Below are 23818 nucleotides of genomic sequence, written 5' to 3' on the forward strand. Positions count from 1 at the left end.
ATGTCGATTTCGGGGATGACGGGCTTCGCCCGGGTCGAAGGCGCCCACGGCGCCTGGACCTGGGCGGTCGAGGCCCGCAGCGTCAACGGCCGCAATCTCGAGACCCGCTTTCGCGGTCCGCCCGGCTTCGAGAGCCTGGAGCGCGCCGCGCGTGAAGGCTCCCAAGGCCGCTTCCAGCGTGGCCAGCTGACGCTCAACGTCCAGGCCAAGCGCGCCGAGACCTCGGGCGAGACCCAGGTCAATATCGCGGTCTTGGAGCGCTATCTGACCGCCGGTGGGCCCTATGTGGCCACCGGCATGGTCGCCAAGCCCGCCCTGGACGGCCTGCTGGCCCTGAAGGGCGTCATCGAGGCCCGCGAGGACGAGGACGACGCCGAGACCCGCGCCGCCGTCGAGGCCGGCATGGCCGCCTCGATCGGCCAGGCCCTTGATGGCCTGAAAATCGCCCGCCTGGAGGAAGGCGCGGCCCTCGATCCGGTGCTGAACGGCCTGATCGACAGAATCGAGGATCTGACCCGCCAGGCTGAACACGAGGCAGCCGGTCAGCCCGCCATTCTGAAGGATCGCTTCGCCCGCCGCATGGCAGATCTGATCGGCGAGGCCGCTTCCGAAGAGCGCATCGTCCAGGAAGCCGCCGTCCAGGCCGTGAAGGCCGACGTGCGCGAGGAGCTCGACCGCCTGGCCAGCCACATCGTCGCCGCGCGCGGTCTGTTGTCGGGCGAGGGCGCGTCGGGCCGCAGGCTCGACTTCCTCTCCCAGGAATTCATGCGAGAATCCAACACCCTCTGCTCGAAATCGGCCCTGACCGCTCTGACCGCGATCGGTCTGGAGCTGAAGGCCGTGATCGAACAGTTCCGCGAGCAGGTCCAGAACGTTGAATAAGCCCCACCACAATACCCGCGGCCTGCTGTTGATGGTCGTCGCGCCCTCGGGCGTCGGCAAGACCTCGCTGACCCGCCGCCTGGTGGCCGACCACAACGACCTGCACCTGTCGATCAGCTACACCACGCGCGAGCCGCGGCCGGGCGAGCACGATGGCCGCGACTATCACTTCGTCACCCGTGAAGCGTTCCAGGCCATGATCGACCAGGACGCGTTCCTGGAGTGGGCCGAGGTCTACGGAAACTTCTACGGCAGCCCCAAGCCGCCGATCATGCAGGCCCTGGAGCGGGGCGAAAGCGCCCTGTTCGACATCGATTTCCAGGGCGCCATGAAGGTCCATGCCCAGGCCGGGGAAGACAGCGTGCTGGTCTATATCCTGCCGCCGTCGCTGGCCGAGATGAGCCGCCGCCTGCACGCGCGCAGCCAGGACAGCGAGGAAGTCATCCATCGCCGTCTGTCGCGCGCCAAGGACGAGGTCGCCGACTGGGAACGCTTCGACTATGTCATTCTCAACGAGGATTTCGATCGGGCCTATTCGGACCTGGCCCACATCTATCACGCCGAACGTCTGAAGCGGGCCCGCAACCCGTGGATCGGCGACCTGGTGGGCGATCTTCTCAAGGAAGAGATCTAAGCTCGGCGGCGGGCTTTCACCCGCCGCCGAGGCCGTTCGCCCTAAAGTGCGCGACGGCCGAAGATCAGGTGGTACAGCGCCAGGATGACGACGGCGCCGATCGTGGCGACGGCGAGGCTGTACAGGTTGAAACCCGACACGCCGCCATTGCCGAACTGATTGAACAGCCAGCCGCCGACGAACGCGCCGACGATGCCGAGCACGATATCGAGCAGCACGCCGCTGCCGGAACGGTTGACGAGCTTGCTGGCGATGAAGCCAGCGATCAGGCCCAGAAGGAGCCAGGCGAGAATGGACATCGTAGGGACTCCGTGAGCGGCCGCCCTGTGCGGCCTTGCCCAATCAAGTCCCGGACGGTCACGTTAGTTCCCGCGTATGCGCGCCTGCACGAGGGCGATCAGTTTTTCGGCCGGCGGTCGGCCGAACGCGATGAAGAGCCCCGAGCCCAGAACGGCTCCGATCAGGAATGTCAGGTCCATCGCTACTTCCTCGGGAGCGCGATAGCCGAAAGTGGACGCCGGGTTCGGCGGCCATCGCGCGTCAAACAAAGATGATTGAGAGAGCTATTGCAGACGCGCTGTGGCCAAGCCAAGGCGACAAGGGGGCGCTGCGACGATCGGTCTTGGCTTCGCCCGCTCAGGCGGCGCCTTTCGCCAAAGAGGCCTGGGGGGGCGCGATGATGCTCATCACGCAGGTCAGGCCCTCGGGGGCGTAGTCGAAGGTCGCCGAGCCGGCCAGGTCGCCCTTGAGGCTGGCGGCGATCAGGCGCGAGCCGAACCCGCCGCGTTCGGGCGGCCTGACCAGCGGGCCGCCGCGTTCGCGCCACTCGACGGTCAACAGGGTATGGCCGCCCAGACTCCAGGATATGGCGACTTGGCCGGTCTCGATCGACAGCGCGCCGTATTTCGAGGCGTTCGTGGCCAACTCGTGGAAGATCATCGCCAGGGCGAGGGCGGCGTTCGGCGCCAGGGGCAGGGGCGGCCCGTCCAGTCTCACCTGGCTGGCATAGGGTTTCAGCGCCTCGGCCAGCAACTCGCCCAGGTCCGCGCCTTCCCAGTTGCGGCGGGTGAGCAGGTCGTGGGCGGAGGCCAGGGCGTAGACGCGATCGTTGAACTGGGCGAGGCCGTTCTGGTCGCCTTCACGGAGGCTGTGGCGGGCGAGGGACTGGACCACCACCAGGGTGTTCTTCACCCGGTGGTTCAGCTCGTTGATCATCAGCTGCTGGCGCTCGGCGGCGCGGCGGGCGTCGTCGTCACGCGCCCGCAGGATGGCGGCGGCGGCCCGCAGCGAGCCGCGCACCTCGGCGATCTCCTGCAGGTGCGAGGGGGCCGGATCCAGCGGCCGGCCGGAGGCCAGGGCCTCGGCCTCGGCCACCAGGCCCCGGACGTCGCGCGAGATGGGGCGGGCAAAGGCGAGCGCCGCCGCCACGCCCAGGGCGATCAGCAGGGCGGCGCCGGCGATGGCGGGGCCTAGCGAGGTCAGCACCGTCCTGTTCAGCTCCTCGCGCGGCACCCCGACGATGAAGGTCCACCCATAGGTCGGCGAGCGGCTGAAGGCCGACAGGGTCTGGACGCCGTCGAGGGTGTGGGTCCGCACGACGCCGTCGTTCGCCCGCGCCATGGCCTGCCGCATGTCCAGGCTGGCGTGTTTGCCCACCATACTTTCCTGATCACGCGAGCGCGCCACCAGGGCCGCGTTGCGGTCGACGATGCTGGCGGTCCAGGTCTCGGGAAACGTCTGGGCGGTCATCAGGGCGTGGAAGGCCGCCGGTTGCTGCATGTAGGCCAGCACCAGCAGCTTGCCGTTGACCAGGACGGGCATGTTCACGCCGATGATCGGACCGGCCCCCCGGCGCGGGATCAGGTTGCTGACGTTCGACTTGCCCGTGGTCATCTCGCGCCAGGACGTGGGCGAGACGGGGGCGTAGGGCGTCGGCCGGCCCGGGGCTATCCGCGTGTTGATCAACTGGGCGTCGTGGGTCATCAGCACGATCCAGCCTTCGCGCCCCTCCACGGCCTCGCGAGCCTGCTTTTCGAAGGTGGCGAGGTCGCCTTGGGCCAGGGCGGGCGAGACGGCCAGGCCTTGCAGAATGCTCTGTCCCTGGCCGATCTGGCGATCGGTGGCCAGGGAGAGGGCCCGGGTCATGGCGATCAACTGGGTGGAAAAGCGGCGCTGACCCTCCGCATACTGCTGGGCCGCCAGCGCGCCCATCAGCAGGATGGCGGGGGCCGCGAGGGTCAGCGCCATGAAGAGCAAGCGCCGCGCAACCGTCGATGGCGCCTTCACCGCGCTTTTGATAGTCACATTCGCCCCACTTCGCCCTGGCCAAGGCTCGAGAGCGCCGGCCCCACCGTCAATAGACTTCGGGGCAGATTAGCCGTGGTGACGGGTCAGCATCCAGAGGGCCATCGCCACCATCAGCAAATTTTCGGTCAGGGACACGAAGCCCAGCGGCACGTTGGTGTCTCCGCCAACGCAGGCGCATTTCAGCTCGCGCTTGTCGATATAGACCGCCTTGAACACCGAAACCGCGCCCACGCCGCCGATGAACAGGCCCAAGGGCGCGGCAAATCCCGTCAGCACGCCGGCCGCCATCAACACCCCGGCCGTCAGCTCGGCGAAAGGATAGACATAGCCGTATGGAACCCAGCGGCGGGCCAGCAGGTCGTAGTTCAGGAACATGGTCGAGAAGGTTTCGACGTCGCGCAGCTTGAGCATGGCCAGCAGGCTCATGGAGAAGGCCACGAACCACTCGGCGGCCCGTGCCGTCAGGGGCGTATGGAAGGCCGCCTGGCTGGCCGCCAGGGCGATCAGGGCGGCGACGGCGAAGACGGCGATCACCGGGGTGTAGGTCAGGGCCTTGGGATCGCGGACCCTCGCGCCGAAATGCCGGCGCAGATCGTCGTAGCCGCCGATCCGCTGTCCGTCGATGAAGGCCTGGGGCGTGGTCTTGACGTCGTGCTCGGCCTTGAAGGCGTCGGTCTCGGCGCGAGTCTTCAGCCAATGATCCTCGACGACATAGCCTTTGGCCTTCAGCAGGTGCATCGCCTTCAGGCCATAGGGGCAGACGTGCCCTGGCATGACCATGCGATACAACACGGCGGTTTTCACGGGACTCATCGCTTGAACTCCTTGGCGCGCGACTGGGTCCGCCCCATGTGGGGTCCGTACCATGGTACGGAGTCAAGGCATGGCCAACACGATCGCGACCTTGGCGCGCGAAGGCGGAGTCGGGGTGGAGACGGTGCGCTACTACCAGCGGCGGGGTCTGTTGCGAACGCCCGACAAGTCCGGCGGTTCGGCGCTGTCCGGCGGCGTCCGGCGCTACGACGCCGAGGACCTGCGGCGGCTGAAGTTCATACGCGCCGCGCAGGGCGCCGGGTTCACGCTGGAACAGATCGGCGAACTGCTGGCGCTGGACTCCGGCGAGGACCGCGCGCGCGCCAGGGCCATGGCGCGGGAACGGATCGCGGCGCTGGATGAGAAGATCGCCGAGCTGCGGGCGGCGCGGGCCTCCCTCGACAAGCTGGCGCGCGCCTGCGCGGCGTCCGACGCTGGCCCGTGCCCGATCATCGCGGCGTTCGAGGGCGCCTAGACCAAGATCGCCAGGGCCGAGAAGCCGAGCAGGGCGCAGGCGATGGACAGGCGGACGATCATGGGAGCCTCCCTGGCGGTGTTGAGCCAGGAAGCATCCGTCCAGATGAACCTAAGCTGAAGCTTGGCTCACGCTCGCCCGCGCCAGCGCCAGGAAGCCGGCCAGGTCGATGACCTCCGCGCGGGCGTCGGGGCTGATGCCGGCCTTTTCGCACAGCTCGCCGCCGCCCAGCCCCTTGAGGCTGGAGCGTAGCATCTTGCGGCGTTGGCCGAAGGCGGCGGCGGTGACGCGTTCGAGGGCGGCGATCAGGTCGGCCGGCGGCGGGTCGGCCTTGGGCACAAGGCGGACCACGGCCGAGGCGACCTTGGGCGGCGGGGTGAAGGCCTTGGCGGGCAGGTCCATGACCGTCTTGGCGTCGCACAGCACCTGGGAGATCACGGCCAAGCGGCCGTAAGCGTCGTCGTCGGTATGCGCGACGATGCGGTCGGCGACTTCCTTCTGGAACATCAGGGTCATCGACAGCGGCTTGAAGGGCCCCGTGAGCCAGTTGATCAGAAGCTGGGTGCCGACGTTGTAGGGGAGGTTGGAGACGACGTGGGCCGGCCCGCCGGCGGCCTTCAGCGCGTCGACCTTCAGGGCGTCGCCCTCGACCAGCTCCAGGCGGCCGTCGGCGACCTCGGCGAGGTCGGACAGCAGGGGCAGGAAGCGGCTGTCCTTCTCGATGGCCACGACCCTGGCGCCAGTCTCCAGCAGGGCGCGGGTCAGGCCGCCGGGGCCCGGACCGACCTCGACCACGACATCCCCTTCGCCGATTTGCGCCAGGCGGGCGATCTTGCGGGTGATGTTCAGGTCCAGCAGGAAGTGCTGGCCGAAGCTCTTGCGCGCCAGCAGGTCGTGGCGCTCCAGGGCCTCGCGCAGGGGCGGCAGGTCGGCCAGGCTCATCGTCTCTATCTTTCAGGCGCCGCGGCGGGCGGCGATGTCGGCCGCCAGCTTGATGGCGGCGATCAGGCTATCGGGACGGGCGAGGCCGCGTCCAGCGATGTCGAAGCCGGTGCCGTGGTCGGGCGAGGTGCGCACGATCGGCAACCCCAGGGTGATGTTCACGCCGCCCCAGAAGTCCAGCATCTTGACCGGGATCAGGGCCTGGTCGTGGTACATGCACAGCACCCCGTCGTAGCCGAGGCGGGCGGCCGGGTGGAACAGGCTGTCGGCCGGGGCTGGCCCGAAGGCGTCGACGCCCAGGTCCTTCAGGGTGCGGACGGCCGGGGCGATGATCTCGATCTCCTCGCGACCCAGGGCTCCGCCTTCGCCGGCGTGCGGGTTGAGGGCGGCGACGGCCAGGCGGGGCCGCTCGACGCCGAAGTCCTGGCGCAGGGCCTGGGCGGTGACGAGGCCGCTGTTGACGATGCTCTCGACGGTCAGGGCGGCCGGGACCTTGGCGATGGCGGTGTGGATGGTCACCAGCGTCGCCCGCAGGTCGCCGGCGGCCAGCATCATCACCGGGCCGCGCGCGCCGTCGAAGGTCGCCGCGGCGGTCAGCTCGGCCAGGAACTCGGTGTGGCCTGGTAACTTGAAGCCGGCCTCGTAGAGCGGGGCCTTGGCGATCGGCGCGGTGACCAGGCCCGAGACGGCGCCGGACAAGGCCAGGCCCACGCCGGTCTCGATCCAGCGGATCACCTGCGGCGCATAGGTCGGCGAGGGCTGGCCCGAGACGACCGGGGAGAGCAGGGGGATGTCGATAACCGGCAGGGCTTCGGCGAAGACGCCTGCGGCCTCGTGGGGACCCGTCACGGCGCGGACCTTCACCCCGCCGCCGGCCGAGGCCAGCAGTTGGGCGTCACCCACCACCACGAAGACCGGACCGTCCTGGCGCAGGGCGGCCCAGGCCTTGGCGATGATCTCCGCGCCGACGCCGGCGGGATCACCAGCGCTGAGGGCGAGCGGGCGGAGTGTCATTGGGTTTTGGCCTATCGGGTCTCGATGGTCGCCTGGTTGCGCAGGTCGCGCAGGTAGCGCTTGGAGATCAGCGCCAACTGCTGGCCGCGCAGGCGGTTCTCGATCTGGTCGTGCGACGGGGCGTTGGCGCCGCCCTGGCGCTTACCGCAGACCGCGATCAGGTGCATGCCGGCGTCGGTGCGGATCGGATCCGAGATCTGGCCGACGTCCAGCTTGTTGGCCGCTTCCTGGAAGGCGGGGGCCAGGTCGGTGATCTCGGCCTCGCCGAGGTCGCCGGCGACCAGGCCGTCCACCTTGCCGGCGGTGGCTTCCAGGCTCGTGCAGTTGGCGATCTTGGGCTTCAGGTCGGTCAGCAGCTTGGTGGCCGCGGCGACCTGGGCCTCGGTGGCGTCGGCGGCCAGCGGGGCGGCGACCTGCTTGAGGTCGACGATCGCGGTCTTCGAGCCGGCGCGCTTGTCGCGCAGATAGACGATATAGACGCCGTCCTTGACCGCGATCGGCTTGGACAGCTGGCCGGGGCGCAGTTCTTCGAGCGCGGCGTCGACTTCCGGCGGCATCTCGCCCGGGCTGACCCAGCCCACGTCGCCGCCGTTGGCCGCCGTGGCCGAGGCCGAGAACTGACGGGCGACAGCGGCGAAGGGCGCGCCTTGCTGCATCTGGTTGACCAGCTGGGCGGCGCCGTTGGTCGCCACCTCCATCCCGCCGACGCGGGCGGCGTCGAGGAAGACCTCGCTGACCTGGTACTGCGGCTTGGCCGCCGCGTCGGCCAGGCGGCGCTGATAAGCCTTGATCTGGTCTTCGCCGATGCGCAGGCGCGAACCGTAGCGGCCCTGGATCCAGCCCTGCCACGAAGAGTCGGCGCGCAGCTGGGCGCGCCAGGTGTCCAGGCCGATGCCCTGCTGGACCAGCGACTGCTTCAGCTGCTCGGCGGTCATCTTGTTGGACTGGGCGATGTCGCCGATCTGCTCGTCGACTTCCTTGTCGGTCGAGATGATCGAGATCTTCTGCTGCTTCTCGACGCGCTTGAGCTCCTGCATCTGCAGGTGCTCGTCGATCAGAGAGCGCAGGGCTTCCTGCTCGATCTGCGGCAGGTTCTCCGGGGTGGCCTGCATGCCCGAGGTGGCCATCAGCAGGCGCATGCGCTGCATCAGGTCATAGCTGGAGACGATCTCGTCGTTGACGACCGCCGCCACGCTTTCCGACAGCGGGTTGGTGGGCGCCGGCGGCGCGGCGGCCGGAGCCGGCGGGGCCGCGACCTGAGGCGGAGTCGCCTCTTGCGCCTGAAGAGCTTGCGCGGGCAGGCCGAGGCTCGCCACGGTCAGGGCGAGAATGGACGCGGCGCCGGCCGCGAAAGTCGTGACGCTACGCGCAGACCGCATGGATAGTGTCGTTCCTCTAGTCCCTGGCCGCACCCGGCGGGCGCGGTCGGTTATCACGTTTTCCGAAGTGACGAACGCCAAATCTGACGTTTCCCCCTGGTCGACCGAGCGGTCGTCGCCCCCGAGACACACCGGGCGGACGCGCGCGGACGCGGCACGCCCCCCCAAGACGTGTTCACTCATTTGGTCACGTATCCTGCTGCGCCCAATGTGGCGAACGAAAGGCTGAACACGATCGTATGGTCAGGCTGCAGGCGCAGACCGGTGGCCGTCGAGGCGTAGCGGTCCTGCTGCTGGTAGATCACGTCGATGCGGATGCAGTCGTCCTGGTAGGCGACGCCCAGGTCGCGGCGGCGCCAGACGTCGGCGACCATGTCGCGCGCGCCGTAGGTGGTCAGCGACCAGTGCTTGGTCACCTTCAGTTCGCCGCGGGCCTCGAAGCTCTCCTGGCGGCTGCCGTTGGAATCGAGCTCGTCCTTCAGGTAGCGGACCGAGGCGTAGCCACGGGTGGTGAAGGCGTCGACGCCGGTTTCCAGGCGCTTGATCTCCTGGGTGTCCGAGTCGAGGCGCGTGCGGGCGAAGGCGGTGATGCCGCGGACCGGCGTGACCGTCGCGGCCACCACCCAATCGGACGACTTTTCCTGCAGGCCGGTGCGGGCCGGCAGGAGGGGATCGAACTTCGACCGGAAGCTGCGGCCCACCAGAATGCTGCCGCTGCGGCCGCCCGGCAGGGTGTAGGTGGCGCGGCCGCCGAGGTTCAGGCGCTGGCCGCCCTCATAGAGGTCGAAGCCAGGCGACTTGTTGGCCGAGAAAAGGTTGGTTTCGTCGAACTCCAGCGTCGCGCTGTCCTCGTTGTAGAGGTAGGTCGTGGTCCCGTTGCGGGCCACGATGGTGGGCACGCGCGAACTGTCCGAACCCACGGCCACCTGAGCCAGGGGCTCCAGCACGACGTTGCCGCCGTTCTTCAGCGGCTTGTAGAACGGCAGGCTCAGGTCCACGCCGCCCACGCCCAGGGCGCGGGTGTAGGTGTCGTTGTCGCTGTCGCCCAAGGCCGCCGCGGCCGGCGTGATGTACGATTTGATCGAATAGGCGTCACCGCGGGCCTGGGCGAAGGGCGAGACCTTCAGGCCGTTGCCGACGATGGTGCTGGAGCGCCAGTCGGCCTTGAAGCTGGCGCGGCTGGAATCGACACCGTTCTGGCCCTTGTAGTCGGGCAGGTAGTAGGGCGGTTCGCCGTATTGCGACTCCGAGCGGTTGAGCATGACGCCCGAGCCTTGCAGGCGCAGACGACCGCCCAGGACGGGGGTGTCGGGTTCCCAGCGGGCTTCGACCAGCGGGCCGATCAACGGGAAGGCGCCGCTGTTCTCGAAGGCGTTCGCCGAGTTGGTCGTCGGATTGATGCCCACGACGCGCAGGCCCTGGATCGAGACGGCTGTCACCGAGAACCACGACCGGGCGTCCTGGCGGGTGGCGTAGATCTGCGAGGTCAGACGGTGGTCGTCGCTCGTGAACAGGCCGCGCTGCACATAGACGTCGTTGATCTTGTACTTGTCGAACAGCAGGGCGTCGGAGACGCGCTCGGCCGTGAAACCCCACTTCCACTTCTCGTTGATGTCGAACTTGCCGTTGGCCAGGATGTAGCTGCGGGCGGTCGACTGACCGAATCGGTCGCCGTGGATGTCGAAATCCTTGTCGTAGGTGAAGCCGCCGCGCGCCTCGATCGCCCCCGAGTAGAAGCGCTTGCGGTAGTTCACGTTCAGGAACGGATTGACGCCCGTGCTGATCTGCGGGGCGATGATCACGTCCGACGACGGCGAGATCACGTAATAGTAGGGCTGGTTGTACGAGGTGCCCCGGCCCTTGGAGAAGTCGATCTTCGGCGCCAGGAAGCCCGAGCTGCGCTTGGCTTGAGGATCCGGGTGCCAGAACAGCGGCATGTACAGGATCGGCGCGCCCCACAGACGGATGGTGGCGTTCTTGTAGTAGATCAGCTGCTTCTGCTTATCCTGCACGATCTTGTCGGCCGAGACCGACCAGGTCGGCGTCGGCTTTTCGGCGCAGACCTCGCAGGGGGTGTAGATCGCCCGGTTCAGTTCCTGGATGTTGGCGTTGCGCCGCACGGCCGTGACCGACGCGATCTTCATGTTCTGGTCGAGACGGGCCGCGAAGTTCTGGGCGAAGCCCGCCTTCATGTCCTTGTCGACTTCCATGTGGTCGGCGAACTCGGCGGTGCCGTCCGGATTGATCAACTGGACGTGGCCGTTGGCCGTGATCTCGCCGGTCTTGGCGTTGTAGATCACCTCGTCGGCGCGCAGCGTGCGGCCCTGATAGCGGCTCTGCACCTTGCCGCGCGCCGTCATGATCTGGTTGACGTCGTCCCGGATCAGCAGGTCGGATTCGAGGTAATAGCCCTCGTCCGTCAGGCCGTCGGAAGGGGCGGCGGGAACCACCGGCGTCGGCGGGATCGTGGCCAGGCTTTGCTGAGCGTGGGCCGCGCCCGCGCAGGCGAACGCCAGCCAGGCCGCGCCGCTGAACAGCAGCGCGCGGCAGGCGGACGGGACGCTGGGACGCGTTTCAGTCATGAATGACCCTGGCAGCAATGACTCACCCATCTTCCGTATAGCAAAGCAAAGTGAAGCCCGCCAAAAGCGCGACGGTTGGCGGTGTCCATGCGGCGATGAACGGGGCCAGAACGTCGGCCTTGCCCAAGGTGCTGCATAGCTCGTTGAAGAAAAAGAACCCAAAGCCCAGCGCGACGCCAGAACCGGCCAGGGCGGCCAGGCCGCCAAGCCGCATCAGGCGAAGCGAAAAGGCCGCCGCCAGCACCGACATGGCGGCGAACAGGATCGGCGTGGCCAGGTCCTGCTGCAGCCGCAGCTTGAACGGCGCGGCCGAAAAGCCGGCGTCCTCGGTTCGCTGGATCGTCGCCGGCAGCCGCCACAGGGCCACGGCCTGGGGCGTATTGAAGCGCTCCGACGCGGTGCGGTCGTCGAGATTGGAGGGGATCGACAGGCTGTCGGAGCGGATCGCCCCGGCGCCGGGCGTGGCCTCGCGCACGCCGGTCAAGCGCCAGAAGCCCGGCTCAAGCCGCGCCTCGTTGGCCTCGATGCGGCGGGTGAAGTCCATCACGCCCTTGTTGTTCAGGGTGTAGACGAACAGCGACACGCCCCGCAGGCGCACCGAGCCGTCGATCAGGTCCCGGTCCCGGGCGCGGATGACGATCTGGGTCTTGTCGTCGCCCTGACGCAGCCAGGTGCCCTTGGGAGCCTCTTTCAGGTAGCCGTTCATGACCCGATCGCGCTCGGTCTCGAACTTGGCGGTCATGGCCGTGGTCAGCGGGTTGAGCAGGGTGATGCTCAGCAGGCCGATGAAGAACGAGGCCATCGCGGCGGGCATGATGAACCGCCAGGCCGAGACCCCGGCCGCGCGCATGGCGATCAGCTCGCTGCGCCGGTTCAGCTCGACGAAGGCCCACATGGTGCCGAACAGGAACACGAACGGGGCCAGCACCAGGATGGTGGCGGGAGCCTGCAGGAAGGTCAGATACAGAAGCTGGAAAAAACTGGCGTCCGCCCGCGTGCCGACGTTGCGGGCGATGTCGACGAAGGCGATCAGCATCACCATCGCGCCCAGCACGGCCAGGGCCGCCACCAGGGCGCTCATGGTGCGCTTGAGGACGTAGCGTTCCAGCATGCCCATGGTCAGCATCACGCGGCCCCCGACAGGGCGGGGGCGGCCTTGGCCATCCGGGCGGCGCGGCGCGGCGAGACCTTCTGGCGGAAGACCTGCGACAGGCCCCACCACGTGGCGGCCAGCGGCGCCATGTACTGCAGGACGTTCAGCCAGGCGTTGTCCTCGCACGCGGCCTGCACGCCGAAGCCGACGATGCGGACCACGGCCGCGGCGGCGCCGACGGCGGCCATCCGCTTGCCGTAGCCCATGCGGCTGAACGAGCCGCCCAGCACGGCCGCCAGGGCCATGGTCATCAGGGCGATGTTGTAGAGCGGGGCGGCGAAGCGCGAATGGCCTTCCGCCAGCAGCTTGCCCTTGTTCCGCTGCTCCCAGTCCTGGGTCAGGTCGGGAAAGAACAACTCGTGCGGATAGCGGTCGGCGATCTTGTAGTGCAGCAGCTCGTCGGTGTGCGACAGGCTGGAGAGGTCGAAGGTGTACTCGTCGAACGAGGTGTACTGCAGCACGCCCTGGCGCGAGAACTGCTGGTTGGAGCCATGGCGCATGATCAGCACCGGCTCGCCCCGGCGGGTGGCGATCTCGGCTTCGCGCGACGAATAGGTCGAGGCGCCGCCGTTGGCCGTGTCCTGGTGGATGAACAGGTTCTGGATCTTGTTGTCGCGGTCGATCGACTGGGCATAGACCGTCAGGCCCGGACCCGGTTCGGTGAACTGGCCTGGCTGGACCAGCGTCGAGGCGACATCGGTCTTGATGTCGAAGGACGTCTCGCGGATCTGGCGGGCGCTCCAGGGCTGCAGCCACAGGCCCGAGACCAGCGACACCAGGGCCGCGATCACCGCCAGGCGCATGGCCGGCGAGATGACGCTCCAGCGGCTCATGCCGCCGGCGAAGCAGACGACGATTTCCTGCTCGGTATGCAGACGGTTCAGCGCCACCAGCGCGGCCACGAACAGGGCCAGCGGCATCATGATGCCGAGAAGCTGGGGCAGGGCCAGGACGATGATCTTCAGGAACACCAGCGCGCTCTGGCGCTGTTCCACCAGCACGTCGAACTCCGACAGGCTGCGCGCCAACAGCGCGAGCGCCACCAGGGCCGCCGTCGCCAGCAGCGTCGGGCCTAGCAACTGCCGGAAGAGATAGCGTTCTATGAGGCGCATCGAGTGGGGGTTCGGGCGGATGGATTCGTGGGACGAACCCCGAAGATGGGTCGTTCTACACGGGGGCTTCGCGTCGACACAACGGGGGACCTGACTTAGCTGTGCCGAGTGCGGCCCAACGGAGCCTTTTCTATGGCGCGGCATTGGACTATGCCGCCTAGTTCAAGATTGAGTGGCGGCGCGTCGTGACGCGCCACCTGGAAGTCGCCCAACTGCAGGAGCGCGGCATGCGTATCGAGTTCGTCCCCGTCGACACCCAGGCCGGCGCCACGGCCGCCATCGCGGTCCTGGCCCATGAGGGCGCGGCCCTGTCGCCGGAGGCCAAGGCCGCCAACGAGTCGACTGGCGGCGCCCTGGCGCGCGCCATCGCCGGCGGCCGCTTCACCGGCGCCAAGGGCCAGACGCTGGACGTCGTCGCGCCTCATGGCCTGGAAGCCGCCCGCCTGGTGCTGGTCGGCGTCGACGGTTCGGGCGCGGTGGAGCCGGAAGCGGTGGAGACCGCCGCCGCCTCGGCCTATCAGGCCATCAAGACCACGGGCGTCACCGAGCTGGTCCTGAAGCTGGGCGCCGACGCCGAGAGCGCCGCCCGCGCCGCCTTCGGCGCGCGCCTGGCCGCTTATCGCTTCGACAAGTACCGCACCACCGAGAAGGCTGACAAGAAGCCCTCGGTCCAGGTGGTGAAGGTCGCCGCCGCCGATCCGGTCAAGGCCCAGAAGGCCTATGAGCCGCTGGCCGCCCTGGCCGACGCCATCGTCTTCAGCCGCGACCTCGTTTCCGAACCGGCCAACATCCTGCATCCGGAAGAGTTCGCCGCCCGGGCCAAGAGCCTGGAGAGCCTGGGCCTGGAGGTCGAGGTTCTCGGCGAGGCCCAGATGGCCGAGCTGGGGATGGGCAGCCTGCTGGGCGTCGGCCAGGGCAGCCGCCGCGAGAGCCAGCTGGTCATCATGAAGTGGACGGGCGCGGCCGACAAATCGGCCCAGCCGATCGCCTTCGTCGGCAAGGGCGTCACCTTCGACACCGGCGGCATCTCGATCAAGCCGGCCGACGGCATGGAAGACATGAAGTGGGACATGGGCGGCGCGGCCGCCGTGACCGGCGTCATGCACGCCCTGGCCGGCCGCAAGGCCAAGGTCAACGCCATCGGTATTCTCGGTCTCGTCGAGAACATGCCGGACGGTAACGCCCAGCGTCCCGGGGACGTGGTCACCTCGATGTCGGGGCAGACGATCGAGGTCATCAACACCGACGCCGAAGGCCGCCTCGTGCTGGCCGACGCCCTCTGGTACTGCCAGGACCGCTTCAAGCCGCAGTTCATGATCGACCTAGCCACCCTGACCGGCGCGATCATCATCTCGCTGGGTCATGACTACGCCGGTTTGTTCAGCAATAACGATGGCTTGTCGGAAAAACTTCTCGCCGCCGGCAAGGCCGAGCGCGAGAGCCTGTGGCGTCTGCCGCTGCCGGCCGCCTACGAGAAGCAGATCGAAAGCCCGATCGCCGACATGAAGAACATCGGCGGCCGTCCGGCCGGCTCGATCACGGCGGGCCTGTTCCTGCAGAAGTTCGTCAACGGCGTGCCGTGGGCGCACCTGGACATCGCCTCGGTCGCCTGGAAGAAGCCCTCGACCGACCCGACCGTGCCGGACGGCGCGGCCGGCTACGGCGTTCGTTTGCTCAACCGCCTCGTCGCCGACGCCTACGAAGGCTGAGCATGACCGCCGCGCCGTGCGAGGTCTGGTTCTACCACCTGGAGCGTTCGCCGCTCGAGGCGGTGCTGCCCGAGCTTCTGGAAAAGACGCTGGGCAGGGGCTGGAAGGCGCTGGTGCGCGGCGGAGATCCTCGGCGCATCGAGGCGCTGGACCAGCACCTCTGGACCTGGCGCGAGGACAGCTTCCTGCCGCATGGCCTGTCCAGCGAGCCGATGGCCGAGCGCCAGCCGGTGCTGCTGACCGCCGAGGACGGCAACCCGAACGCCGGTGACGCGCTGTTCCTGATCGACGGCGCCGAGCCGGGCGATCTGACCGGGGTGTCGCGCTGCATCCTGCTGTTCGACGGCCGGGATGACCAGGCGCTGGCCATGGCGCGCGGACGCTGGTCCGTCTTCAAGAAGGCCGGGCATCCGGTGTCCTACTGGCGCCAGGGCGCCGAACGCGGTTGGGAGAAGCAGGCATGAAGCGGGTGCTGTCGGCGATGGCGCTGGGTCTGATCCTGGCCTCGTGCTCCAGCGCGCCCGAGCCGGCCCCGCCGCCGCCGCCCAGCACGCCCACCGCGCCGCCGGCCATCGCGCTGCCCGCCAAGCCGCCGGTCGCCGAGGCCGCCAGGGATCAGTGCGGACTGAAGGACGCCCAGGCCTTCGTCGGCAAGTCGCGCACCAGCCTGCCGGCTCCGGTCGACCCCTCCCGCTGGCGCGTGGCCTGCACGACCTGCCCGGTGACGATGGACTACCGCGCCGACCGCCTGAACATCCTATTCAACGCCGACACCGGCGTCGTCCAAGAGGTCAAATGCGGTTAGAAATCGCGTTGTGCCAAGCTTTTCTGGCGTTTTCCCGGATCGGATGAAATAACCGAATCCACCGGAGATTCCTGACCGGCCGGTTCAGAGCATGGTCGACCAGCCAACGATCGAGCCCAAGACTCGCGATGACTTAGCGGCCACGCTTCTGGCCGCTTTGGGCGTCGCATTTGGCTTTGCCGGCCTGGCCTATCTCTGCGTCGAGATTCCCCGCGCTTATAGTCAAATCTCGCCGATCTGGCTGTCGAACGGCTTCCTGGCCGCGTGTCTGTTGTCGTCGCCTTCGCGGCGCTGGCCGGCTCTGGTGGTCGGCGGGCTTCTGGGCGCCCTGGCGGCCGGCGCCCACGCGGGCGACAGCCCGACGATCAACGCCATCCTGGTGACGCTGAACATCTCCGAGGCGCTGTTGGCCGCGGTCGCCGTGCGCCGTATGACGGGCGAGGCGATCGACCTGGGCCGGCCGCGCGACATGCTGGCCTTCGTCCTGCTGGGCGGGTTCATGGCCCCGGTGATCGTGGGGGGGGCCGCGTCGTCGATCTACACGCTGCTGCGCGGCGGCGACCTCCTGAGCAACGTCACCGGCTGGGTGCTGAACGACATCCTGGGCATGTTGACCGTCGGCCCCTGCCTGCTGGTCCTGTTCAAGGCCAAATTCTATCTGCGCGAGCGCCCCCTGACCCGCGACGGGGCGCTGTCGATCGTCGCCTGCGGCCTGATGACCGCCGCCGTCTTCGGCCAAACCAAGTATCCGTTCCTGTTCCTGGTGCCGCCAGTCATGTTGCTGGCGGCGTGGCGCCAGGAGGTGCTGGGTGCGGTCCTGGGCGTGGTGCTGGTGGCGGCGATCGCGCTCGTCTTGACCATCGCGGGCCACGGACCCATCCACCTGATCCTGTCGGGCCCGGCCACGCAGTCGGCCGTGCTGCAGCTGTTCCTGGCCGTCTCGACCTTCGTCGCCCTGCCGGTCGCCGCGTTCCAGCGCCAGCGCCGCGCGATCATAACCGAGCTGGTCGAGACCAGCGCCGCGGCCGAACGCAGCGAGGCCAAGTTCCGCCTGCTGGCCGAGAGCGCCCTGGACATCATCGCCCACAGCGACCTGCACGGGCAGATGACCTACATCTCGCCGGCCGCCCTTTCGATCATGGGCTATCCGCCCGAGGACCTGCTGGGCACGGGCTATATGAAGACCCTGCACCCCGACGACCTGGCCAAGATCGGCGAGGTGGTCCGCGTTCAGCGCGAGTGCCGCGACGCGGCCTTGGCCCCTCCGGCCGCCACCGTCGAGTACCGCGCCTTCCGCGAGGACGGCGACATGATCTGGCTGGAGTCGCGCCCGACCCTGGCCTTTGACCCGCTGACCGGCGTCCCCACCGGCATCACCGACATCATCCGCGACGTCACCGCCCGCAAGACCCTGGAGCTGGACCTACGCGCCGCCCGGGCCGAGGCCGAGACCGCGGCCGCCGTGAAGGGCGAGTTCCTGGCCAATATGAGCCACGAGTTGCGCACGCCGCTGACCGCCGTGATCGGCTTCGCCAACCTGGCGGCTGACGAGCCCGACCTGTCGCCGCGCGCCCGGCGCTACCTCGACCGCATCGCCGCCGGGGGACAGACCCTGCTGACGACGATCAACGACATCCTCGACTTCTCGCGGCTGGAGGCCGGACGCATCGCGCTGAACGTCCGCCCGACCGGCGTCGCCGATCTGGTCGCCGAGGTGCTGGAGCTGACGAGCGCCGGGGCGATGGCCAAGGGCCTGACCCTGGACGCCGATGGCCTCGCGACGTTGCCGGCCCAGGTGATGATCGACCCCGAGCGCGTGCGCCAGGTGCTGGTCAATCTGGTCGGCAACGCCGTGAAGTTCACCGACGCCGGCAAGGTCAGCCTTGCCGCCTTTCACCACGAGAACCGGCTGCGCGTCGCCGTGGTCGACACCGGGCGCGGCGTGGCGGCCGAGGACCAGGCGCTGCTGTTCGCCCGTTTCTCGCAAATCGACGCGGCCCTGAACCGCCAGCACGGCGGCGCAGGCCTGGGCCTCGCTATCTCGAAGGGGCTGGTCGAACTGATGGGCGGCGAGATCGGTGTCGAGAGCGAGGAGGGCAAGGGCGCGCGCTTCTGGTTCGAGATTCCGGCCGATGTCGCCCAGACCGACGATGAGGCCTCTCATGACGACCTCGTTCCGTTACCGCCGCCGGGCAGCCGCGTGCTGGTGGTCGATGACAACGCCGGCAACCGCGAACTGGTCCGCTCGGTGCTCGAAGCCGTCGGGGTCGAGGTCGCCGAGGCCCGAGACGGCGAGGAGGGCGTCGCCGCGGCGGCCGCGGAGACCTACGACGCCATCCTGATGGATCTGCGCATGCCGCGGCTGGACGGCGTCTCGGCCGCCCAGCGGATCCGGGCCGAGCGGGGGCCCAGCGCCGGCGCGCCGATCATCGCCTTCTCGGCCGATGTGCGGTCGGGACCGCTGGACCCGGTGTTCGACGGCGCGACGCCCAAGCCGCTGACGGTGATGTCGCTGCTGTCCACCCTGGCCCAGGCCATGAGCGAACCGATCCCCGCCACCGTCTAGGCGAGGCTGTCGTGGAGGTTCAAGGGAACGCCGCCCTGGGACCAATAGGCGGCTAGCGCTTGCCGACGCCCGGAAACATCGCCACGCCGTCCTCGAACACGCCCAGATAGCCCAACTCGCCCAGCAGCGGCGTCAGGTCCTCGGCCATGTCGCCCGAGTGGGGCAGGTGAGCGGGGCGGCCTTCCTGGTCGTGCAGGCGGTAGACGGTCCACATCTTGCCCTTCGGCGCGGCCGCGCCGGGCTGGATGAACCTATGCTCCCAGCCGACCAGGGGCGGCGCGCGGCCGACCTCGATGTCGAACGGACGGTCGCGGAACGCCAGGTCCATCTCGATCCGCATGGCCTCGCCGATCCGGGCGTTCACCCAGTCGGCGAACGCTTCCAGGACGACGGACGCGGACAAACCTTCCGGATTGGCCACGACATGGTTGCGAGGATGGGCGGTGCTCATGGCGGGCACCCTGCGCCCACAGGTGTCGCGGAAGCGCTAAACTTCTTGGTTCACGCGGGTTTACCCTAAACCCTCGATGTCTCTGGTGAAGCTCAGGCCTCCGCCGCCGCCAGTTCCTCGGCCAGGGTCATCCAGGTCGCCTCGGCGTCGTCCAGCTTGGCCTTGGCGTTGTCGCGGCGCTTGGTCAGCTCGGCCACCTTGGTGGGATTCTTATAAAGCTGCGGGTCGGCCAACTGGGCTTCCAGCTCGTTCACCTGCCGCGTCGTGCGCATGACGACCTGCTCGGCGGCCTCGATCTTGCGCTTCAGGGGCTCGATGGCGACGGACTTCTTCGGCGCCGAAGCCGCTGGCTCGGGCTCGCGGGCGACCTGGGTCGGCTTCACGGCCTGCTTGGCGCGGTCCAGCACGAACTTGGCGTAGTCGTCCATGTCGCCGTCGAACGGCTTCACCGTGCCGTCGGCGGCCAGCCACAGGCGGTCGGCGACCAGCTCCATCAGCGAGCGGTCGTGGGTGATCAGGATCACCGCGCCCATATAGTCGTTCAGCGCGTCCAGCAGAGCGCGGCGGCTGTCGATGTCCAGGTGGTTGGTCGGCTCGTCCAGGATCAGCATGTGCGGCGCGTCCATCGCCACCATGTTGAGCAGCAGGCGGGCCCGCTCGCCGCCCGACAGGTTGGCGACCGTGGTCTCCTGCTTCTCGAAGCCGAGGCCGAACTGGGCCAGTTTCGAGCGGCGCGAGCTCTCCGAGGCGTCCGGCATGGCCCGGCGGATGATCTCCAGCGGGGTGTCCACCGGATCCATCGCCTCGATCTGGTGCTGGTGGAACCAGCCGACCTTCATCTTGCGGTCGCGGTGGAACTCGCCCGACTGCACGCCCAGCGCGCCGGCGATCATCTTGGCGAAGGTCGACTTGCCCGCGCCGTTGACGCCCAGCAGGCCGATGCGGTCGTCCAGGTCCATGCGCAGGTTGAGGTTCCTGAGGATCGAGCGGCCTTCCTCATAGCCGACATTGGCCCGCTCAAGGCGGATCAGCGGCGGCGCCAGCGGGCGCGGCGGCGAGGGCAGGGTGAAGGGCGCGACGCGCTCCTCGATCGTGGTGGCAACCGGCTCCATCTTGGCCAGGCGCTTCATGCGGGACTGCGCTTGCGCCGCTTTGGAGGCCTTGGCCTTGAAGCGGTCGACGAAGGCCTGCAGGTGGGCGCGCTCGGCGTCCTGCTTGGCCTTGGCCGACAGCTGCAGGCGGGCTTTCTCGGCGCGGCGCTTCTCGAAGTCGTCGTAGCCGCCGGTGTAGAGTTCCAGCTTGCCGCCGGCCAGGTGCAGCATGTGCGTACAGCTGTTGTTGAGCAGCTCGCGGTCGTGGCTGACGATCAGGGCGGTGTGCGGGTACTTCTGGAGCCTCGCTTCCAGCCAGAGCGCGCCTTCCAGGTCGAGATAGTTGGTCGGTTCGTCCAGCAGCAGCATGTCCGGCTCGGCGAACAGCGCCGCGGCCAGGGCCACGCGCATCCGCCAGCCGCCGGAGAACTCGCTCATCGGCCGCGCCAGGTCATCTTGCGTGAAGCCGAGGCCCACCAGGATTTCCGAGGCCTTGGCGGGGGCGGCGTCGGAATCGATCTCGATCAGCCGGGCCCAGATCTCGCCCATCGCCTCGGGATCGGCCGTCTCCAGCCGGGTCAGCAGGTCGTGACGCTCCTCGTCGGCCTCCAGCACCGTATCTAGCAGGGTGAACGGCGTGGCCGGGTGCTCCTGGTCCACCGAGCCGATCCGCGCGGACTTGGGCAGGCTGATCTCGTCGTCGCCGGCGTGAAGTTGGCCGAGGATCAGCTTGAACAGGGTCGACTTGCCGACGCCATTGCGGCCGATCAGACCGACCTTGGCACCCGGCGGCAGGCTGACGCTGGCGTGGTCGAAGAACTTCCGACCCCAGGCGTTGAAGGTCAGGTCACGGATCTGAAGCATTTTATGAAGGTTACGCGTCGGGGTTGGCGGGGAGGAGGCGCCCGGCTATAAGCCCGCAACCTCCCAATCCACAACTTTTCTGTGAGATCACTCCGTGACCGAACGCACCTTCTCGATCATCAAGCCGGACGCCACCCGTCGTAACCTGACCGGCGCCATCAACGCGGTGATCGAGGCCGCTGGCCTGCGCATCGTCGCTCAGCGCCGCGTGCGCCTGACCGAAGAACAAGCCAAGAAGTTCTACGAAGTCCACGCCGAGCGTCCGTTCTACGGCGAACTCGTCGCCCAGATGACCGCCGAGCCGGTCGTCGTGCAGGTGCTGGAAGGCGACAACGCCGTGGCCAAGTACCGCGAAGTCATGGGCGCCACCAACCCCAAGGACGCCGCCGAAGGCACCATCCGCAAGCAGTTCGCCCTGTCGATCGGCGAAAACTCGGTCCACGGTTCGGACAGCCAGGAGAACGCCGCGATCGAAATCGCCCAGTTCTTCACGGACGACCAGATCGTCGGCTGATCCAGCCTGTCATTTTCGGATGACGCCAAGCGCCCGGATCGGTGACGATCCGGGCGTTTTCTTTTGAATCGAATATCGGGGCTGGCGTTGAAAGACTACAGGCGCGGCGAAGTGGCGCTGGCGATCACCCTTTCGGGCGTGGCCGGCTATGTGGATGCGATCGGTTTCCTGAAACTGGGCGGGTTCTTCGTCTCGTTCATGAGCGGCAACTCCACGCGGCTGGGCGTGGCGCTGGCGACGATGGACTGGAAGGGAGTCCTGACGGCGATCACCCTGGTGGGCTCGTTCGTCGGCGGGGTGGTGCTGGGGGCGCTGACGGCCCGCGTGTTCGGCGAGAATCGTCGATCGCCGGTGCTGGTCTTGGAGGCGGCGCTGCTGGCCGTGGGCGCAGGCCTTCTGACGGCCGGATTCGATACGGCCGGGGTCACCTGCGTCGCCATGGCCATGGGCGCCGAGAACGCGGTCTTCCAGCGCAACGGCGACGTGGCCGTGGGCCTGACCTACATGACTGGCACTCTTGTGCGGGCCGGCCAGCGTATCGCTGGCGCCCTGGCCGGCGGCGAGCCGAACGACTGGCCGCGGTTCGTCCTTCTGTGGATGGGCCTGACCGCTGGCGGGGCGCTGGGCGCCCTGACCTACCTGACGATCGGAGCGTCGTCCTTGTGGGTTGGCGTGGCGATCCTAACCGGCGCGGCCCTGTGGACCGAGCGGCGCTGGCGGTCGGTCTAGAGCCTGTCTCGTTTAGATGGAACCGTCTAAACGAGATAAACAGGCTCTAGAATCAAGCGTTTAGAGCCCTTTAGCTTTAGATGATTCCATCTAAAGCTAAAGGGCTCTAGGATTTCTCGATCTCGCCCGCCATCGCTATCCGCTTGGCCATGTCGAAGTCGGCGGCTATGCGTGTGCGACGCAGCAGCGGCGCGCCGATCGTCCGCAGCAGGTCGCGCAAGACCTGCCGCGAGGCGCCGCAGAGGATCACCTCGCCGTCGGCCAGGGTGCGGCGCAGCAGGTCGGCCAGGGCGAAGGCACCGGTCGGGTCGACCATCGGCGTATCCTCCAGGCGCAGGATGTAACAGCGCTTGCGGCCGGCGACGTCCTCCAGTGCGTCCTTGACCAGGCTGGCGCTGCCGAAGAATAGCGCGCCGCGGAACGTGATCACGGCCACATCGTCGGGCAGGCCGAAATTGGGGGCGTAGGGCTCGCGCGAGTCACCCTCCAGGCCGTCGAGGGCGATCGGCCCCTCGCCGTGCCGCACCTCTGCCAGCCGGGCCATGCGATGCATGAACACGAAGGCGGCCAGCACCATGCCTACCTCGATGGCGAGGGTCAGGTCGACCAGCACGGTCAGGGCGAAGGTGGCCAGCAGGATGGCCCGCTCGCCGTTCGAGGCGCGCAGCAGGGCCGCGAACCGGTGCAGTTCGGCCATGTTAAAGGCCACGATCATCAGGATCGCCGCCAGGGCCGCCAGCGGTACGAACCGCATCAGCGGGGCGGCCAGCAGCATGAACAGCAGCAGGAAGGCGGCGTGGGCCATGCCGGCCACTGGCGAGCGGGCGCCGGCCCGGATGTTGGTGGCCGTGCGGGCGATGGCTCCGGTGGCCGGCATGCCGCCAAACAAGGTCGCGCCGATGTTGGCCACGCCCTGGGCGACCAGCTCTGCGCCCGACCGGTGCCGACGGCCGGTCATCTGGTCGGCGACGACGGCCGACAGCAGCGACTCCACCCCGGCGAGCAAGGCGATGGTGAAGGCGCTGGGCGCCACCGCCTGGGCCTTGGCCATGGACCAGAACGCCAGGCTGGGAGCCGGCAGGCTGGAGGGCACGCCGCCAAAGCGCGATCCGATGGTCTCGATCGGCGGATGGGCCAGGGCGACGAAAACACCCCCGGCGATGGTCGCGACGAGGAACCCAGGCGCCTTGGGCGCCCAGTGACGCAGGGCCAGGATCAGGGCCAGGCAGGCCAGCGCCAGGACGATGGTGGGCGGACTGAGGCTGGCGCGGGCTTCCCACAGGGCCGCGAGCTTCGGCAGGAAGTCCGCCGGGACGTTCTCCGCCGTCAGACCCAGGAAGTCCTTGATCTGGCTGGTGAAGATGATCACCGCTATGCCGGTGGTGAAGCCCGTGGTGACCGGGTCGGGAATGTACTTGATGAAGGTTCCCAGGCCCGACAGTCCGGCTAGGACCAGGATGCCCCCGGCCATCAGGGTCGCCATCAGCAGGCCGTCATAGCCGTGCTGGGCGATCACCCCGTAGACCACGACGACGAAGGCCCCGGTTGGGCCCCCGATCTGGAAACGGCTGCCGCCTAGCAGCGAGATCAGGAAACCGGCGACCACCGCCGTGACCAGGCCGCGGTCCGGCGTGGTTCCCGAGGCGATGGCCAGGGCCATGGACAGGGGCAGGGCGACGATGGCGACCGTGAGGCCCGCGATCAGGTCGGCGCGAAAGTCGGCGGCCGCGTAGCCCTGGCGAAGCACCGTCGCCGTCTTGGGTTCGAACAACCGCCAGTTCAGGCCCATGGCTCGA

At 68.4% G+C, this 23818-nt stretch carries 21 protein-coding genes; 9 read left to right on the forward strand and 12 right to left on the reverse strand.

Annotated features, from left to right (window positions below):
• Both AC07R7_RS19260 and gmk read left to right on the forward strand, forming a co-directional pair.
• Window positions 1–882 carry a YicC/YloC family endoribonuclease gene (locus tag AC07R7_RS19260; protein WP_494636310.1) on the forward strand — a complete coding sequence of 294 codons (882 nt, stop codon included), beginning with the start codon at window positions 1–3 and terminating at the stop codon, window positions 880–882.
• Window positions 875–1516: a guanylate kinase gene (gene gmk, locus AC07R7_RS19265; protein ID WP_494636311.1), complete on the forward strand. Its 642-nt coding sequence runs from the start codon at window positions 875–877 to the stop codon at window positions 1514–1516. The genes AC07R7_RS19260 and gmk overlap by 8 nt, the downstream gene beginning before the upstream one ends.
• A gap of 41 nt (window positions 1517–1557) precedes the next feature.
• On the opposite strand, the gene AC07R7_RS19270 is transcribed toward gmk, so the two are convergent.
• The 3 genes from AC07R7_RS19270 to AC07R7_RS19280 all read right to left on the reverse strand — a co-directional run bounded on the left by AC07R7_RS19270 (window position 1558) and on the right by AC07R7_RS19280 (window position 4636).
• Window positions 1558–1815 carry a GlsB/YeaQ/YmgE family stress response membrane protein gene (locus AC07R7_RS19270; protein WP_099577473.1) on the reverse strand — a complete coding sequence of 86 codons (258 nt, stop codon included), beginning with the start codon at window positions 1813–1815 and terminating at the stop codon, window positions 1558–1560.
• Window positions 1816–2152: 337 nt separating this feature from the next.
• The gene (locus tag AC07R7_RS19275; protein WP_494636312.1) at window positions 2153–3820 is read right to left on the reverse strand and encodes a sensor histidine kinase; all 1668 of its coding nucleotides are present in this window, start codon (window positions 3818–3820) and stop codon (window positions 2153–2155) included.
• Window positions 3821–3889: 69 nt separating this feature from the next.
• A complete protein-coding gene (locus tag AC07R7_RS19280) occupies window positions 3890–4636 on the reverse strand; it encodes a MauE/DoxX family redox-associated membrane protein (RefSeq protein ID WP_494636313.1) in 747 nt (248 codons plus the stop codon).
• Window positions 4637–4706: 70 nt separating this feature from the next.
• Between AC07R7_RS19280 and AC07R7_RS19285 the strand changes: the two genes are divergently transcribed.
• A complete protein-coding gene (locus tag AC07R7_RS19285) occupies window positions 4707–5111 on the forward strand; it encodes a MerR family DNA-binding protein (RefSeq protein WP_494636314.1) in 405 nt (134 codons plus the stop codon).
• A gap of 111 nt (window positions 5112–5222) precedes the next feature.
• Here AC07R7_RS19285 and rsmA read toward each other — a convergent pair whose 3' ends face one another.
• The 6 genes from rsmA to lptF form a co-directional block, all read right to left on the reverse strand.
• Window positions 5223–6053 carry a 16S rRNA (adenine(1518)-N(6)/adenine(1519)-N(6))-dimethyltransferase RsmA gene (gene rsmA, locus AC07R7_RS19290; protein WP_494636315.1) on the reverse strand — a complete coding sequence of 277 codons (831 nt, stop codon included), beginning with the start codon at window positions 6051–6053 and terminating at the stop codon, window positions 5223–5225.
• Window positions 6054–6065: 12 nt separating this feature from the next.
• Entirely contained in the window at window positions 6066–7067 is a 1002-nt protein-coding gene (gene pdxA, locus AC07R7_RS19295) for a 4-hydroxythreonine-4-phosphate dehydrogenase PdxA (RefSeq protein WP_494636316.1), read from the reverse strand.
• A gap of 11 nt (window positions 7068–7078) precedes the next feature.
• On the reverse strand, window positions 7079–8446 hold the full coding sequence (locus AC07R7_RS19300; protein ID WP_494636317.1) for a peptidylprolyl isomerase: 1368 nt from the start codon (window positions 8444–8446) through the stop codon (window positions 7079–7081).
• A gap of 179 nt (window positions 8447–8625) precedes the next feature.
• A complete protein-coding gene (locus AC07R7_RS19305) occupies window positions 8626–11058 on the reverse strand; it encodes an LPS assembly protein LptD (RefSeq protein ID WP_492884945.1) in 2433 nt (810 codons plus the stop codon).
• A complete protein-coding gene (lptG, locus tag AC07R7_RS19310; protein ID WP_492838699.1) occupies window positions 11051–12157 on the reverse strand; it encodes an LPS export ABC transporter permease LptG in 1107 nt (368 codons plus the stop codon). The genes AC07R7_RS19305 and lptG overlap by 8 nt, the downstream gene beginning before the upstream one ends.
• Entirely contained in the window at window positions 12154–13293 is a 1140-nt protein-coding gene (lptF, locus tag AC07R7_RS19315) for an LPS export ABC transporter permease LptF (RefSeq protein ID WP_492838697.1), read from the reverse strand. Before lptF ends, lptG begins: the two co-directional genes overlap by 4 nt.
• A gap of 227 nt (window positions 13294–13520) precedes the next feature.
• Here lptF and AC07R7_RS19320 point away from each other — a divergent pair, with 227 nt between their 5' ends.
• The 4 genes from AC07R7_RS19320 (at window position 13521) to AC07R7_RS19335 (ending at window position 18373) form a co-directional block, all read left to right on the forward strand.
• Window positions 13521–15002 (forward strand): leucyl aminopeptidase, encoded by a 1482-nt coding sequence (locus tag AC07R7_RS19320; RefSeq protein WP_494636333.1) that lies wholly within the window; start codon window positions 13521–13523, stop codon window positions 15000–15002.
• Between the two features lie 2 nt (window positions 15003–15004).
• Window positions 15005–15466 (forward strand): DNA polymerase III subunit chi, encoded by a 462-nt coding sequence (locus AC07R7_RS19325; protein ID WP_492884947.1) that lies wholly within the window; start codon window positions 15005–15007, stop codon window positions 15464–15466.
• Entirely contained in the window at window positions 15463–15807 is a 345-nt protein-coding gene (locus AC07R7_RS19330) for a peptidase inhibitor I78 (RefSeq protein WP_494636318.1), read from the forward strand. Before AC07R7_RS19325 ends, AC07R7_RS19330 begins: the two co-directional genes overlap by 4 nt.
• Before the next feature lie 91 nt (window positions 15808–15898).
• On the forward strand, window positions 15899–18373 hold the full coding sequence (locus tag AC07R7_RS19335; protein ID WP_494636319.1) for an MASE1 domain-containing protein: 2475 nt from the start codon (window positions 15899–15901) through the stop codon (window positions 18371–18373).
• 52 nt (window positions 18374–18425) lie between these two features.
• On the opposite strand, the gene AC07R7_RS19340 is transcribed toward AC07R7_RS19335, so the two are convergent.
• Window positions 18426–18824, reverse strand: a complete 399-nt coding sequence (locus AC07R7_RS19340) for a hypothetical protein (protein ID WP_492838687.1) — start codon at window positions 18822–18824, stop codon at window positions 18426–18428.
• Window positions 18825–18916: 92 nt separating this feature from the next.
• Entirely contained in the window at window positions 18917–20779 is a 1863-nt protein-coding gene (locus tag AC07R7_RS19345; RefSeq protein WP_494636320.1) for an ABC-F family ATP-binding cassette domain-containing protein, read from the reverse strand.
• 94 nt (window positions 20780–20873) lie between these two features.
• On the opposite strand from AC07R7_RS19345, the gene ndk reads away from it, so the two are divergent.
• Both ndk and AC07R7_RS19355 read left to right on the forward strand, forming a co-directional pair.
• Window positions 20874–21293 (forward strand): nucleoside-diphosphate kinase, encoded by a 420-nt coding sequence (gene ndk / locus AC07R7_RS19350; RefSeq protein WP_492884955.1) that lies wholly within the window; start codon window positions 20874–20876, stop codon window positions 21291–21293.
• A gap of 87 nt (window positions 21294–21380) precedes the next feature.
• Complete coding sequence (locus AC07R7_RS19355) at window positions 21381–22022, forward strand: YoaK family protein (RefSeq protein ID WP_492884957.1); 642 nt, start codon at window positions 21381–21383, stop codon at window positions 22020–22022.
• A gap of 106 nt (window positions 22023–22128) precedes the next feature.
• Here the strand turns inward: AC07R7_RS19355 and AC07R7_RS19360 are convergent, their stop codons facing one another.
• Complete coding sequence (locus tag AC07R7_RS19360; protein WP_494636321.1) at window positions 22129–23811, reverse strand: SulP family inorganic anion transporter; 1683 nt, start codon at window positions 23809–23811, stop codon at window positions 22129–22131.
• Window positions 23812–23818 lie beyond the last annotated feature (7 nt).

The sequence above is a fragment of the Caulobacter sp. GW821-FHT05F04 genome (assembly GCF_059419665.1).

Bases quoted from the DNA above. Each gene is read 5' to 3' on its own strand.
- AC07R7_RS19260 (WP_494636310.1), top strand. From the start codon at position 1: ATGTCGATTTCGGGGATGACGGGCTTCGCCCGGGTCGAAGGCGCCCAC.
- AC07R7_RS19270 (WP_099577473.1), bottom strand. From the start codon at position 1,815: ATGTCCATTCTCGCCTGGCTCCTTCTGGGCCTGATCGCTGGCTTCATC.
- AC07R7_RS19280 (WP_494636313.1), bottom strand. From the start codon at position 4,636: ATGAGTCCCGTGAAAACCGCCGTGTTGTATCGCATGGTCATGCCAGGG.
- AC07R7_RS19285 (WP_494636314.1), top strand. From the start codon at position 4,707: ATGGCCAACACGATCGCGACCTTGGCGCGCGAAGGCGGAGTCGGGGTG.
- rsmA (WP_494636315.1), bottom strand. From the start codon at position 6,053: ATGAGCCTGGCCGACCTGCCGCCCCTGCGCGAGGCCCTGGAGCGCCAC.
- pdxA (WP_494636316.1), bottom strand. From the start codon at position 7,067: ATGACACTCCGCCCGCTCGCCCTCAGCGCTGGTGATCCCGCCGGCGTC.
- AC07R7_RS19300 (WP_494636317.1), bottom strand. From the start codon at position 8,446: ATGCGGTCTGCGCGTAGCGTCACGACTTTCGCGGCCGGCGCCGCGTCC.
- AC07R7_RS19305 (WP_492884945.1), bottom strand. From the start codon at position 11,058: ATGGGTGAGTCATTGCTGCCAGGGTCATTCATGACTGAAACGCGTCCC.
- lptF (WP_492838697.1), bottom strand. From the start codon at position 13,293: ATGCGCCTCATAGAACGCTATCTCTTCCGGCAGTTGCTAGGCCCGACG.
- AC07R7_RS19320 (WP_494636333.1), top strand. From the start codon at position 13,521: ATGCGTATCGAGTTCGTCCCCGTCGACACCCAGGCCGGCGCCACGGCC.
- AC07R7_RS19325 (WP_492884947.1), top strand. From the start codon at position 15,005: ATGACCGCCGCGCCGTGCGAGGTCTGGTTCTACCACCTGGAGCGTTCG.
- AC07R7_RS19330 (WP_494636318.1), top strand. From the start codon at position 15,463: ATGAAGCGGGTGCTGTCGGCGATGGCGCTGGGTCTGATCCTGGCCTCG.
- AC07R7_RS19335 (WP_494636319.1), top strand. From the start codon at position 15,899: ATGGTCGACCAGCCAACGATCGAGCCCAAGACTCGCGATGACTTAGCG.
- AC07R7_RS19340 (WP_492838687.1), bottom strand. From the start codon at position 18,824: ATGAGCACCGCCCATCCTCGCAACCATGTCGTGGCCAATCCGGAAGGT.
- AC07R7_RS19345 (WP_494636320.1), bottom strand. From the start codon at position 20,779: ATGCTTCAGATCCGTGACCTGACCTTCAACGCCTGGGGTCGGAAGTTC.
- AC07R7_RS19360 (WP_494636321.1), bottom strand. From the start codon at position 23,811: ATGGGCCTGAACTGGCGGTTGTTCGAACCCAAGACGGCGACGGTGCTT.